This is a genomic window from Microbacterium sp. ZKA21 (assembly GCF_050434165.1).
GTDB lineage: Bacteria > Actinomycetota > Actinomycetes > Actinomycetales > Microbacteriaceae > Microbacterium.
This window is the reverse complement of the sequence record NZ_JBNPVV010000007.1, coordinates 192,445-205,847: the sequence shown is the minus strand read 5'-3', so window position 1 is coordinate 205,847 and position 13,403 is coordinate 192,445. Positions and strand designations below refer to the sequence as shown.

The following is a 13,403-nucleotide window of genomic DNA, read 5'->3' as shown; positions in this document are numbered from 1 at the left end:
CTACGCCGCGGGGCCGACATCGCCCGCGACGAGGTGCGGGTCAGAAGCGGTCGGGCGAGGGCGTGCCGTGGCCGTAGCGGATCACGACATCGGCGTGACGATCGAAGCGGTAGCCGACGCCTCGAACGGTGCGCACGATGTCCTCGTAGCGCCCGAGCTTGGCGCGCAGGCGGCGCACGTGGACGTCGATCGTGCGCTCGCCCGGAGTCTCGTCATCCGGCGACTGCCAGAGCGCGCCGACGAGTTCGGTGCGCTCGATCGTGCGTCCCTCGCGGAGCACGAGATACTGCAGGAGCTCGAACTCCTTGTAGGTGAACGCGGCGGATTCGCCGTCGATCAGGACGCGCTTGCGGGAGATGTCGACGACGACGCCCTCTTCCTCTTCCGCCAGCTCTTCCTCTGCGGCCTTGGTGCGGGCGATCGCACCCGGCTCCTGCAGCGCGAGGCGGACGACGTCGAGGTCGCGGCCGCCGGCGCCGTGCGGGGCGAGAGCGACTGTGGCGTGGGTCTCGGCGCCGGGTGCGAGTTCGGCCAGGGTGCGACGCAGGGCGTCGACGAGCAGGGGCAGGCTGACGCCGGCCTCAGCAGCCTTGATCTCGTCGAGGCCGACGTAGAGGGCGAAGCCGCGCGGTGATCGGGTGGCGGGCAGGTCCGCTGCGACGACGGGGGCATCCGCGACGGGATGCAGACGCGTGACAGGGGCGGAGGGGCGCTCGAGGGTAGCGATGTTCGACATGATGATGACGTCCTTGGGAGGGTGAGCCGATGGGCTCGGATGCGTTGCGAGAATGACCTTCAGGGCCGGTGACGAGCACGCAGGTGGGTGCTCGGGAGCTCAGGCGTCGCAGATCGCGAAGGCCGAGCCGGGCGGGGTGTGCTGACGTATCAGCTGCACATTCGGCAACACATGCCAACGCGGCCGGGCATCATCATCCCGGCAGTCCCGTTCGCCTCCTGGGCGGACAAAGGGCGTGCGTTGGTGGTCATGGGGGGATTATGTCTGATCGTGACGCCCCGTGTCAAAACGGAGCCCCTGTCCGAAGCCGGGCGTAACGTGGAGACGTGATCGATTCGACCCTCGCAGACGGCTTCGTCCTCACCGATGAGACGGACGCATCGCGTTACACGCTGCTGCATGACGGACAGCTGGTGAGCGTGCTCGACTACCGTGACGACGGCACGACGATCGCGCTGACGAGGGCCTTCACGATCCCGAGTTTCCGCGGTCAGGGGCATGCGGCGCGCGTCGTCGCCGGCGCGGTTTCGGACATCGCGGCGCGCGGTGATCGCCGCGTCGACGCCGTCTGCTGGTACGTGGCGGACTGGTTCGAGGCGCACCCGGAGCAGCAGGCGCTCCTGCGCCGTCGATGACGCCTAGCAGATTTCTCCGCGTGTGACGCATTGTTACGCGAACGTGGCCGGCGTGCGTCCTCTCGTGCCGGGTGCTCGAGCACAACGCGGCACGCCTCTCGGGCGATGTCGGAGGCCCTCCGTACCGTGTGAGTATGCGCATCCTGCACACCTCCGACTGGCACATCGGCCGCACGTTCCATGGCAACTCCACCCTGGACGCGCTGGCAGACGTGCTCGCGGCGCTGGTCGCTCAGGTGCGCGAGCACGAGGTCGACGTCGTGATCGTCGCCGGTGACGTCTTCGACTCGGCGACGCCGGCGGGCCCCGCATACACACTGCTCGGCGACACGCTCGTGGCGCTGAACGAGGCGGGCGCGAAGGTCGTCGTCACGAGCGGCAACCACGACTCCGCCGCGCGCCTGGGGTTCCAGGCTCGGCTGCTGCGTGACGGCATCCACGTCCTCACCGACCCGGTCGCGGTCGGCGAGCCCATCACGATCAGGGATGCAGAGGGCCCGGTGCACTTCTACGGCATCCCGTACCTCGAACCGGCGATCGTCCGGCAGCACTGGCCGGATGCCGTGCTCCGCACCCAGGCGCAGACGATGGCGCACGCCATGGGACTGGTACGCGGGGGCATGGCAGCGCACCCCGGACGCTCGGTCGCCGTCGCGCACTGCTTCGCCGCCGGCGTCGATGCGACGGCTGGGCTCGAGCGCGAGGTCCGCCAGGGCGGACTCGACGTCGTCCCCCTCTCGGTGTTCGACGGACCGGACTACGTCGCCCTCGGCCACATCCACGGGCGACAGCAGCTGACCGATCGCGTCCGCTATGCCGGCGCTCCGCTGCACTACAGCTTCGGCGAGCAGAGCAAGCCGCGCGGGTCGTGGCTCGTCGACCTCGACGCGGACGGTCTCGCCGCCGTGGAGTGGCTCGAGCTTCCCGTGCCGCGACGGCTGGTCACGCTCACCGGCACGCTCGACGAGATCCTTTCGGCCGACAACGTCGCCGCGCACGCCGAGGACTGGGTCTGCGCGGTCTACACCGACGCGCTCCCGCAGGCCGAGCCGATGCGTCGGCTGAAGGAGCGCTTCCCGTTCTGCGCGATGGTCCAGCACGAGCCGGCTGACGTCGTCGAGCGGGTCGAGCGGTCGTACTCGGCTCGCCTGCGCACTGCGGTCACCGACACCGATCGCATCGAGGCGTTCCTCGCGCACGTCCGTGACGGACGCGGGGCGACCGAGCGCGAGCGGGAACTGATCCGTGACGTGCTCGACGAGCGGGTGGCCGCAGAGGCCCTGGTCTAGTGCGACTGCATCGCCTCGAAGTCGAGGGGTTCGGCCCGTTCCGGGAACGACAGGTGGTCGATTTCGACGCCTTCGCAGCGGACGGCATCTTCCTCATCGCAGGGCGGACCGGTGCGGGCAAGTCCAGCATCCTCGACGCGGTGTGCTTCGGCCTGTACGGGTCCGTGCCGCGCTACGACGGCGGCGAGAAGCGGCTGCGCAGCGACCACTGCGGGCCGGACGATCCCAGTGAGGTCGTCGTCGAGTTCAGCACCACAGCCGGGCGTTTCCGCGTCACGCGGTCGCCGGAGTATCTGCGGCCGGCCAAGCGCGGCGGCGGGATGACGAAACAGCCTTCTGCGGTCGCCCTCGAGGAGCGCAGCGGCGACGCGTGGGTCGGACGCGCGGCGCGCGCGGTCGACGTGGCGAACGAACTGGACGACATCCTGCAACTGAGCCAGTCGCAGTTCCTGCAGGTGATCCTGCTCGCGCAGAATCGCTTCGCCCGTTTCCTGCTGGCCGACAGCAAGGAGCGGCAGGCGCTGCTGCGCCGGCTGTTCGGCACCGAGCGCTTCGAAGACATCCAGGCCAGGTTCGAGGAGCGGCGGCGCGCATCGGACGAGCAGTTGAGCGCGCGTCTGATGGCGGTCACGACGCGCCTGGACGAGGCCGAGTCCGTCGTCGCGGCCGCGGGGCTCCAGGGGAGCGCATCGGATGCCGAGGACGACGAGCCGGGCGATGACGGTGCCGTCGGCGCCTCCGGATCCTCCGGCTCGACGGATGAGCGACTGGACGAACTGCGTCGCGGTCTGGCGCGCGCCGAGTACCGCGCCGAGCGCGCGCAGGCGGATCGCGACGAGGCCGAACGACGCTCCGCGGCGGCGGACGCCGCGCTCTCGCTGCGTCGTGAAGAGCAGACGGCGCAGCGCGAGCGCGACCGTGCGCGCTCCGCGCTGAGCCGCCTCGACGAGGACGAACCCCGGATCGCCGCAGCGCGCGTCGAGCTCGAGCGTGCGCGCAGCGCGGAGACGCTCCGGCCGGCGATCGCCGCGGCCGTCAAGGCGCAGCGTGCTCTGCAGGCCGCCGTTGACGCGCAGGCCAGTGCACGGGCGGTGTGGGAATCGTTCGAGGTTCCGCTGTCCGACCTCACGGCGACCGCGCTCGAGGAGTGGGCCGCCGCACGAACCGAGGAGCGCGGCAGCTGGCAGCATGCTGCGGCCCATGAGGCCCGGGCGGCTGACCGCTCGGCGGAGCTCGCGAGCGCGCGCGAACGTGTCGACGCGGCATCCGCTCGGATCCGAGCCGACGAGGGAGAACGCGCCTCGTTGCCGGTGCTGCGCACCGAACTGACGGCCGCGCGGGATGCCGCCCGCCGAGCCGCCGATCGGAGCGAAGGCCTGCTGCGCGATCGCGATCGGGCAGCGGCGCGTCGGGCGGCTGCCGGGGAGGCCGAGCGTCTGATGTCAGCTGCGGCGCGCGGAGACGCCGACGTCTCCGCGGCCAACGCGGTGCTCACTCAGGCGCAGACGCGGTTGTCGCTGCTTTTACAACGGCGGCTGGACGGGATGGCCGGCGAGATCGCGGCGGCATTGGTGCCGGGACAGGCCTGCGCGGTGTGCGGCTCCACCGCGCACCCTGCGCCTGCCGCCCACATCGATCCGGTGTCCGAGGACGACGTCGCCGCCGCGCAGCAGGAGCGCGATGCGGCTGCGCTCGCCGAGCGGGAGACCTCGGAACGCCTCACGGCTCTGCGCGCCGAGCTGGCCACGGCGACGGCACGCGCGGATGGGCGGACTCTCGCGGAGGCCGAGACGGAACTGGCCGAGGCCACCGCCGCGTACGAGGAAGCGGTGGCTGCGGGAGCGCTGCTGACCGAGACGGAGGCGAGACTCGTCGAGCTCGACGAACGAGCCGAGCAGCTCGAACGCGACAGGGCCGAGTCCGCACAGGCGCTGGCCTCGGCCAGAGAAGCCCTCGCGGCGCTCGAGGAGCGCGAGCGCGACGCCGACGTGCTCATCGCCGAAGCCCGTGGCGACTTCGCCTCGGTCGCGGAGCGGATCGCCTCGACCGGCGCCGGCATCACGGCGGCGGGGGCCCTGGCGGAGGCGCTCGCCGAAGTCGCGCGACGCACCGATGCCGCCGAGGAGACGCGCGCCGATCGGGACGCCGCGATCGAGCGCTCCGAGTTCGACGAGGCAGCCGACGTCGAGGCGGCGCTGCGTTCCGGTGCCGATCGCGGCGAGCTGGAGGCGCGGGTCACCGCGCACGCAGTCCAACGCGAGACGGAGAAGGCGATCCTCCTGCCGCTCGAGATGCGCACGCTGCCCGAAGAACCGATCGATCTGGCGCCGGTCGAAGAAGCGGCGACCACCGCCCGTGCGTTCTGGACGCAGCAGGTCGACGTCGCGTCGCGCGCCGAGGGGATCGCCGAACGCCTCGGCGCTCTGATCGACGGCGCTGCGGGCGAGCACGCCCGCAGCGCGGATCAGGCGAAGGAGCACGACGTGCTGAAGGGCCTGGCCGATGCCATCGCCGGGCGCGCCCACAACACGCACCGCATGACCCTGGAGACCTTCGTCCTCGCCGCCGAGCTCGAGGAGATCGTGGATGCCGCGAACCGGCGTCTCGCCGACATGTCGACGGGCCGCTATCAGCTGCGCCATTCCGATGCCCTCGCCGCCCGCGGAGCGGCATCCGGCCTCGGGATCGTCGTGTTCGACGCCTTCACGGGCCAGACGCGCCCCCCGCAGTCGCTGTCCGGTGGCGAGACGTTCCTCTCGTCCCTCGCCCTCGCCCTCGGACTCGCCGAAGTCGTGACGGCGCGGGCGGGCGGGATCACCCTGGACACGCTGTTCATCGACGAGGGATTCGGTTCACTCGACGCGGACACGCTCGACATCGCCATGCGCACACTCGACGAACTGCGCGCGGGCGGGCGCACGGTCGGGGTGATCAGTCATGTCGAAGCCATGCAGGAGCAGATCCCGGCGCAGCTGCGCGTCGAGCAGACCGAGTCCGGCCCCAGCCGGATCGTCGCCCAGGGGTGACCTCTCCGCGCGGATCAGTTCGCGTACGACCAGGCGGACACCGCGCTCAACGACGCGATCTCTTCGGGGCTCAACTGAACGCGGGCGCTCGCGAGCAGATCCGCGACCTGCTCGACGCGCGATGCACTGGCGATCGGAGCGACGACCGTCGGCTGTGAACGCAGCCAGGCGAGCGCGACGGACGCGATCGATGCGCCGTGCGCGGTGCCGATGCGCTCCAACTCATCGATGATGCGCAGTCCGTGCGCGGTGGCGTACTTCGCCGCGCCGCCTGCACGGGCGGACGCGACGGCCGAGGTATCCTCCGACCGGTACTTGCCCGTGAGGAAGCCGCTCGCGAGTGCGTAATAGGGGACCAGGCCGAGACCGAACTCCTCGGCGACCGGCAGAATGCTCTCCTCGACGTCGTTGCGATGCACCAGGTTGTAGTGCGGCTGAACCGCGACCGGCTGGGCCGTCCCGGCATCCTGCGCGATCGAGATCCACGACCGGATGCGGTCGGCGGAGTAGTTCGAGACGGCCGTGTGGCGGACGAGGCCGTCGGTCACGAGCTGTCCGAAGGCCGCGACGGTCTCCTCCAGCGGGACGGACTCGTCATCGAAGTGCGCGTAGTAGAGGTCGATCGTGTCGACGCCGAGCCGCTTCAGCGACGCCTCGGCGGCGGCGCGGACGTTCTTCGCGGACAGTCCGCGGAAGTCCGGGTGCGTGCTGACCTTCGTCGCGATGACGACGTCGCGCGGCGTGCGGGACGCCAGCCACTCGCCGATGATGGTCTCGCTTTCGCCACCGGAGTTGCCCGGCACCCAGGCGCTGTACCCGTCGGCCGTGTCGATGAAGTCGCCACCGCCCTCCGTGAAGGCGTCGAGGATCGCGAACGAGGCGTCGCGGTCGGCGGTCCAGCCGAACACGTTGCCGCCCAGGGCGAGGGGGAACACATCGAGGTCGCTGCGGCCGATCAGGGTCATGGGGTCTCACTTTCGTCGTCTGCTGAGGACAAGGCGGCGACGCCCCGAGGTATTCCGCGTCGATGTCACCTGCTCGTAATGCGGGCACGCGATACTGGAGGCGGACAGAGTGGAGGATTCCGTGACACTTCAGAAGCAGATCGCCGAGGATCTCGGTGTACGGCCCGATATCGATCCGCAGACGGAGATCGACCGTCGCGTGCAGTTCCTCGTCGACTATCTCGTGACCACGGGGGCGCACGGTTTCGTACTGGGCATCTCGGGCGGTCAGGACTCGACGCTCGCCGGCCGGCTGGCACAGCTCGCCGTCGAGAAGGCGCGTGCGGCGGGTGCGCAGGCGTCGTTCATCGCGGTCCGGCTTCCGTATCGGATCCAGCACGACGCGGATGACGCGGCGGCGGCGCTGGAGTTCATCGCGGCCGACCGCGTGGTCGAGGTCAACATCCAGCACGGCGTCGACGGCGTCGAGACCGACATCGAGCAGGCCGCAGGTGCCGACATCTCGGACTTCAACCGCGGCAACATCAAGGCCCGCATCCGCATGGTCGCCCAATACGCACTGGCCGGGCACGACCGGATGCTGGTCATCGGAACCGATCATGCGGCGGAGGCCGTGACGGGGTTCTTCACGAAGTTCGGCGATGGCGCCGCCGACATCCTCCCGCTCTCGGGTCTCACCAAGCGCCAGGGAAAGAGCCTGCTTCGCGCCCTCGACGCGCCCGATCGCCTCTGGCTCAAGGTGCCGACCGCCGATCTGCTGGACGGCCAGCCCGGCCGAGCGGACGAGGACGAGCTGGGGATCACGTACGAGCAGATCGACGACTACCTGGAAGGGCGCGACGTGGATGCCGAGGCCGCCGCGCGCATCGAGGGCAAGTACCTCGCCAGCCAGCACAAGCGTCACCTGCCGGTGACGCCGACCGACACCTGGTGGCGCACCGACGCTCGCTGACCGAGGACCGGGTCGTGTCCGACCCGGGAACTAGTCTCGAAGCATGAGGATCGACACCGAGGAGCAGCGCGTCATATGGAGCGCCAGCGACCTGAAGCTGGCCGCCGAGTGCGAGTTCGCCTGGTGCCGCGCGATCGACGCGAAGCTCGGTCGGGTCCCCGCGGTCGTCGAGCCCGAGGATGCGACACTGCGACGCGCCGCCGAACTGGGCGACGTGCATGAGCTGAACGTGCTGCAGGCGTACCGCGACCGGTTCGGTGCCGGCGTCCACGAGGTGTCGAAGGTCTCGTCGCGTGAGGCCGCCTCGCTCGCCGCCGTCGTCGCCGAGACGAACGACGCGCTGCGCTCCGACGCCAGGGTCCTTTTCCAGGCCGCGTTCTCGACGGACGAGTTCGTCGGCTTCGCCGATTTCCTGCTGCGCGACGACGTTGGACGCTGGCGGGTGCAGGACTCGAAGCTCGCCCGTTCGGCCCGCGTCACCGCGCTCATGCAGCTCGCGGCATACGTCGACCAGCTCGACGGACTCGGTATCCTTCGGTCGGACGAGGTCGACCTCATCCTCGGCGACGGGACGCTCAGCACGCATGCCGTGGACGATCTGCTTCCACTGTTCCGGGTTCGGCGAGCCCGGCTGCGCGCCCTGATCGCCGATCGGTGCATCGCCGACGGTGCGTCCGGTGCGCCGCTCGCCTGGGGTGACGATCGAGGGGACCTGCAGATCAACGCATGCGGGCGGTGCGCCACGTGCGACGAGCAGGTGATCGCGCATCGCGACCTGCTGATGGTCGCCCGCATGCGCCCCGTGCAGCGGCAGAAGCTGCGCGCTGCCGGCATCCTCACGATCGACGACCTCGCGGTCGCGGCGGATGCTCCGGTCGGCATGAATGCCGATACCTTCGCCGCGCTGCGGACTCAGGCCCGGCTCCAGGCGGGTGTGCCGGCCGATGCCGATGCCGCCCCGCCGTTCGAGCTCGTGTCCGCGCATGCGATCGGGCTGATGCCCCGGCCGAGTCACGGCGACATCTTCTTCGATTTCGAGGGCGACCCGCTCTACACCGAGCCGACCGACACCGGCGGCAAGCCCGACTGGGGTATCGACTACCTCTTCGGCTGGATCGACAACGCCGAGCAGTATTCGGCGCTGTGGGCGCACACGTTCGCCGATGAGAAGCGCGCACTGCTCGACTTCCTGGACTTCGTGAAGGTGCGGCGCCAGGCCCACCCCGACATGCACATCTATCACTACGCGCCCTACGAGACCTCGCACCTCTCGGCGATGGCCGCCCGGTACGGCGTCGGCGAAGCCGACGTCGACCGCCTGCTGCGCGATGGCGTGTTCGTCGACCTCTATCCGCTCGTGCTGCGGTCGGTGCGTGTGGGTTCGCGCTCCTACTCGATCAAGAAGCTCGAGCCTCTCTACATGGGCGACGAAGTGCGCACCAGCGACGTGCAGAAGGGCGACGATTCGATCGTCCAGTACGTGCAGGCGCGCGAACTGCTGGATGCCGGCCAGCACGCCGAGGCGGATGACATCCTGGCCGACCTCGCGGACTACAACCGCTATGACTGCGTGTCCACGCGTCGCCTTCGCGATTGGCTGATCGGCCTCGCGAAGCAGGCAGGGGTGCGCCCCGCCCCGCCGGACGACATCGAGGCCCGCGCCTACGAGCCTTCGCCGCTGTCGCTCGCGCTGCTCGCCGATGGCGAGGCAGCGGCGCACGCCGGGGGAGACGGCGAGGTGCATCGCGTGGCCGCTGCGGCCATCGACTACTACCCGCGTGAGGCGAAGAGCTTCTGGCAGGGACACTTCCAGCGGCTGCGCGAACCGGTGTCGGTGTGGGAGCAGACACGTGACGTGCTGCGCGTCGACATCGAACGCAGTCGCGAGATCGAGGACTGGGCAGTGGGAGAGGGCAACCGCACGCTGACGCGACTCGTCGAGCTGCGCGGCGAGGTGGCGCCGGGCAGCACGCTCGGCATCGGTGGTCGCCCCTTCGCGCTGTACGAGACGCCGGCGCCGTTCGGGGCCGACATGCTGTCGCGGGTGATCCATGTCCCTCATGAGGTCGAGATCGTCGAGGTGCTCGACGACGGCTACGTCGTCCGCGAGCGCGCGGTGCAGGGCGAGACGTGGAGCGATCTTCCGCTCGCGCTGACGCCGGCGTCGCCGCCGAATGCGGCCTCTCAGCAGAAGGCGATCGAGGAGTGGGCGCAGGCGGTGCATCTGGCGGCCCCCGATTTCCCGCGCGATGCAGCGACCGACATCCTGCGCAGGGCGGTGCCGCGCACGGTCTCCGGTGCGGCGCTGCCTGCTCCCGACGACAGCACGATCGATGCGATCGTGCGCGGCATCCTCGACCTGGATCGCAGCTACATCGCGGTGCAGGGCCCACCCGGCACCGGCAAGACGTTCACGGGCTCTCAGGTGATCGCCCGTCTCGTGAGGGATCACGGATTCAAGGTCGGCGTCGTCGCGCAATCGCACGCGATCGTCGAGACGCTGCTCGGTCGCGTGATCGAGGACGGCGTCCCTGCTGCCCGGGTCGCGAAGAAGCCGAAGGATGCCGATGCGGAGCATCCGTTCACGGTGATCAACAAGGACGGCATGGCCGCCTTCATCGGCGAGCACCCCGACGGTTTCGTCGTCGGCGGCACCGCATGGGACTTCAGCAACACGCGGCGGGTGGAGCGCGACGGTCTCGACCTGCTCGTGATCGACGAGGCGGGGCAGTTCTCGCTCGCCTCGACGATCGCGGTGGCGGCCGGTGCGAAGAACCTGCTTCTGCTGGGCGATCCGCAGCAGCTTCCGCAGGTGAGCCAGGGGACGCACCCCGAGCCCGTCGACACCTCGGCGCTGGGGTGGGTGATGGCGGGACAGCAGGTTCTCGACCCCGCGCACGGCTACTTCCTGGCGAATTCGTGGCGGATGCACCCGGCCGTCGCCGAGCCGGTCTCGCGCCTGGCCTATGCGGGCCGGCTCGCGTCGGCACCGGGAACGGAGAGCCGGTTGGTCGACGGGGCCGAACCGGGGGTGCACGTGACCCCGGTTCGTCATCGCGGCAACGCGACGCAGTCGCCGGAGGAGGCCGCCGAAGTACTGCGCATCGTGCAGAACCTGCTCGGGCGCGGCTACACCGACGGCATGACGGGGGAGGCGCCGCGTGCCCTCGATCAGGCCGACATCATCGTCGTGGCGCCCTACAACGCGCAGAAGCAGCTGATCCACGAGGTTCTGACTGATGCCGGCTACGACCGGATCCCGGTGGGCACCGTCGACAACTTCCAGGGCAAGGAGGCCGTCGTCTCGATCACATCGCTGGCGGCATCCAGCGGGCGGGATGCCCCACGCGGACCGGAGTTCCTACTGCTGCAGAACCGGCTGAACGTCGCCATCTCCCGGGCGAAGAGCGTCGCGTATCTCGTGCACTCGCCTGCACTCCTGGACGATCTGCCGTGGACGGTCGAGGGCGTCGCGCGTCTCAGCGCGTTCGCGCGGCTGGTCGGCGCTCCCTGAGTCGGGCGGCTGCTCGCTCAGCGGCGAGGTCGTGCCGGACCGTCAGACCGTGCCGTACAGCCGGTCTCCGGCGTCGCCGAGGCCGGGGACGATGTAGCCCTTCTCGTTGAGACGCTCGTCGAGAGCTCCCAGCACGAGCGTCACGTCACGATCGCCGACGAGCTTCTCGATAGCGGCGACGCCTTCGGGAGTGCCGAGCAGGCAGATCGCGGTGACGTCCTTCGCGCCGCGGTCGAACAGGAACTGGATCGCGACAGCCAGCGAGCCGCCGGTGGCGAGCATCGGGTCGATCGCGAAGCACTGGCGGTCGCTGAGATCGTCCGGCAGTCGTTCGGCGTACGTCGTCGGCTCGAACGTCTCCTCATCGCGGACCATGCCGAGGAACCCGACCTCGGCCGTGGGGAGCAGCTTGACCATGCCCTCCAGCATCCCGAGCCCGGCGCGCAGGATCGGCACGACGATCGGTCGCGGCTCGGAGATCTTGACGCCCATGGTCGTCGCCACAGGGGTCGTGATCTCGATGGGCGAGACCCGCACGTTCCGGGTCGCCTCGTAGGCGAGCAGCGTCACGAGCTCTTCGGTCAGCTGCCGGAAGACCGGCGAGGGAGTGCGCGCGTCGCGCAGCACCGAGAGCTTGTGGGTGATGAGAGGGTGGTCGGCGACGTGAACACGCATGGATCAAGGGTAGTGCCCGCAGCCGCCGGCAATAGGGTCGAGGTATGACCGGATCCGACGAACAGGGGATGCGGCGTGCGCTCGATCTCGCTCGGGATGCCGCGGCGACCGGCGACGTGCCCGTCGGTGCGGTCGTGCTGGACCCGTCCGGCCGGGTCATCGCCGAAGGACGCAACACCCGCGAGGAGACGCACGATCCCACCGGCCACGCGGAGATCGTCGCGCTGCGCGCTGCCGCGGCATCCCTCGCGTCCTGGAATCTGGAGGGCCACACCCTGGTCGTCACACTGGAGCCGTGCGTGATGTGCGCCGGGGCGATTCTGCAGGCCAGGGTCGCGCGGGTCGTGTTCGGCGCGTGGGACGAGAAAGCAGGGGCAGCGGGTTCCCTGTACGACGTGCTGCGCGATCGGCGCCTGCCCTACCGTGCCGAGGTGATCGGCGGGCTTCAGGAGGATGCCGCGATCGCGCTGCTGCGCGACTTCTTCGAAGCGCGCCGCTGATCCGCGCGCCGCAGCGTCGGAGAAGTGCGCTCCGTCGGGGGCGATTGACGGGATGCGTCCGACGGACGGTCCGTGGTCGCGGCGAGACGCCAGCCGGTTCAGTCCGCTGACTTGAGCACGAAGACGTCGGTCGACGGCTCGGGGTCGAGGGACGGGCGGTAGATGTCCGGCTCGATGTAGATCGCGCGGGCGACGGGGACGGCATCGCGGATCCGCTTCTCGATGTCGTTGATGTCGTCGGCGGCCTCGCGCACGGTGGTGTCGCCCGACATCGCGATCTTCGCGGCCACGAGAAGCTCATCGGGTCCGAGATACAGCGTCTTCAGGTGGATGAGCTTCTCGACCTCCGGGCCGGCGGTGATCGCGTCGACGATGCGGTCGTGGTCACCGGGGTTCGCGCCCTCGCCGACCAGCAGGCTCTTGGTCTCCACGCCGAGGACGATCGCGATCACGACGAGCAGGATTCCGATCATGAGCGTGCCCAGCGCATCGAACAGCGGGTTGCCCGTGATCACGGTCAGGCCGACGCCGAGCAGGGCGAAGGTGAGGCCGGTCAGCGCGCCGACATCCTCGAGCAGGACGACGGGGAGCTCCGGCGCCTTGGCCCGGCGAACGAACGACACCCAGGACTGCCCCTTCGCGCGGACGTGGTTGCTCTCGCGGACGGCGGTGCGCAGCGAGAACGACTCCAGCCCGATCGAGACCAGCAGCACGACGATCGGCAGCCACCACCAGTTCTCGTCGAGAGCGTGCGGATGCGTGAGCTTGTCGATGCCCTCGTAGATCGCGAACACGCCGCCGACCGAGAACAGGATGATCGAGACGACGAACGCGTAGACGTAGCGCTCGCGGCCGTAGCCGAAGGGATGCTCGCGGTCCGCGACCCGCTTCGCCTTGCGCCCACCGAGCATGAGGAGCAGCTGATTTCCGGAGTCGGCGACCGAGTGGATCGCCTCGGCGAGCATGGATGCCGAGCCGGAAAGCGCCCACGCGATGAACTTCGCCAGCGCGATGCCCATGTTCGCCAGGAACGCCGCGAGAATGGCCTTGCCGCCGCCGGATGCACTCATGGCACGAGTCTAGTTCCGGCGTCCTGCCGACGTGGCAGGAC

At 69.9% G+C, this 13,403-nt stretch carries 10 protein-coding genes; 6 read left to right on the top strand and 4 right to left on the bottom strand.

Annotation, left to right across the window (positions count from 1 at the left end; translation table 11 throughout):
- Window positions 1–40: 40 nt before the first annotated feature.
- Complete coding sequence (locus M2317_RS15060) at window positions 41–736, bottom strand: winged helix-turn-helix domain-containing protein (protein ID WP_429461512.1); 696 nt, start codon at window positions 734–736, stop codon at window positions 41–43.
- A gap of 326 nt (window positions 737–1,062) precedes the next feature.
- Between M2317_RS15060 and M2317_RS15055 the strand changes: the two genes are divergently transcribed.
- The 3 genes from M2317_RS15055 to M2317_RS15045 all read left to right on the top strand — a co-directional run bounded on the left by M2317_RS15055 (window position 1,063) and on the right by M2317_RS15045 (window position 5,686).
- Window positions 1,063–1,371 (top strand): GNAT family N-acetyltransferase, encoded by a 309-nt coding sequence (locus M2317_RS15055; protein ID WP_429461510.1) that lies wholly within the window; start codon window positions 1,063–1,065, stop codon window positions 1,369–1,371.
- Between the two features lie 134 nt (window positions 1,372–1,505).
- The gene (locus M2317_RS15050) at window positions 1,506–2,660 is read left to right on the top strand and encodes an exonuclease SbcCD subunit D (RefSeq protein ID WP_429461508.1); all 1,155 of its coding nucleotides are present in this window, start codon (window positions 1,506–1,508) and stop codon (window positions 2,658–2,660) included.
- Window positions 2,660–5,686: an AAA family ATPase gene (locus M2317_RS15045; RefSeq protein ID WP_429461506.1), complete on the top strand. Its 3,027-nt coding sequence runs from the start codon at window positions 2,660–2,662 to the stop codon at window positions 5,684–5,686. The genes M2317_RS15050 and M2317_RS15045 overlap by 1 nt, the downstream gene beginning before the upstream one ends.
- Before the next feature lie 14 nt (window positions 5,687–5,700).
- Here the strand turns inward: M2317_RS15045 and M2317_RS15040 are convergent, their stop codons facing one another.
- A complete protein-coding gene (locus M2317_RS15040; protein WP_429461504.1) occupies window positions 5,701–6,651 on the bottom strand; it encodes an aldo/keto reductase in 951 nt (316 codons plus the stop codon).
- Between the two features lie 121 nt (window positions 6,652–6,772).
- Here M2317_RS15040 and nadE point away from each other — a divergent pair, with 121 nt between their 5' ends.
- Both nadE and M2317_RS15030 read left to right on the top strand, forming a co-directional pair.
- Complete coding sequence (gene nadE / locus M2317_RS15035; RefSeq protein ID WP_429461502.1) at window positions 6,773–7,603, top strand: ammonia-dependent NAD(+) synthetase; 831 nt, start codon at window positions 6,773–6,775, stop codon at window positions 7,601–7,603.
- Between the two features lie 43 nt (window positions 7,604–7,646).
- Window positions 7,647–11,117, top strand: a complete 3,471-nt coding sequence (locus M2317_RS15030; RefSeq protein ID WP_429461501.1) for a TM0106 family RecB-like putative nuclease — start codon at window positions 7,647–7,649, stop codon at window positions 11,115–11,117.
- A 42-nt stretch (window positions 11,118–11,159) separates the two neighbouring features.
- Here M2317_RS15030 and upp read toward each other — a convergent pair whose 3' ends face one another.
- Complete coding sequence (gene upp, locus M2317_RS15025) at window positions 11,160–11,792, bottom strand: uracil phosphoribosyltransferase (RefSeq protein WP_429461499.1); 633 nt, start codon at window positions 11,790–11,792, stop codon at window positions 11,160–11,162.
- Window positions 11,793–11,836: 44 nt separating this feature from the next.
- Between upp and tadA the strand changes: the two genes are divergently transcribed.
- Complete coding sequence (gene tadA, locus M2317_RS15020) at window positions 11,837–12,292, top strand: tRNA adenosine(34) deaminase TadA (protein WP_429461497.1); 456 nt, start codon at window positions 11,837–11,839, stop codon at window positions 12,290–12,292.
- 98 nt (window positions 12,293–12,390) lie between these two features.
- Here the strand turns inward: tadA and M2317_RS15015 are convergent, their stop codons facing one another.
- Window positions 12,391–13,362, bottom strand: a complete 972-nt coding sequence (locus tag M2317_RS15015) for a cation diffusion facilitator family transporter (protein ID WP_429461495.1) — start codon at window positions 13,360–13,362, stop codon at window positions 12,391–12,393.
- Window positions 13,363–13,403 lie beyond the last annotated feature (41 nt).

Coding starts and splice junctions, on each gene's coding strand:
- M2317_RS15060 (WP_429461512.1), bottom strand. CDS start 736: ATGTCGAACATCGCTACCCTCGAGCGCCCCTCCGCCCCTGTCACGCGT.
- M2317_RS15050 (WP_429461508.1), top strand. CDS start 1,506: ATGCGCATCCTGCACACCTCCGACTGGCACATCGGCCGCACGTTCCAT.
- M2317_RS15040 (WP_429461504.1), bottom strand. CDS start 6,651: ATGACCCTGATCGGCCGCAGCGACCTCGATGTGTTCCCCCTCGCCCTG.
- M2317_RS15030 (WP_429461501.1), top strand. CDS start 7,647: ATGAGGATCGACACCGAGGAGCAGCGCGTCATATGGAGCGCCAGCGAC.
- upp (WP_429461499.1), bottom strand. CDS start 11,792: ATGCGTGTTCACGTCGCCGACCACCCTCTCATCACCCACAAGCTCTCG.
- tadA (WP_429461497.1), top strand. CDS start 11,837: ATGACCGGATCCGACGAACAGGGGATGCGGCGTGCGCTCGATCTCGCT.
- M2317_RS15015 (WP_429461495.1), bottom strand. CDS start 13,362: ATGAGTGCATCCGGCGGCGGCAAGGCCATTCTCGCGGCGTTCCTGGCG.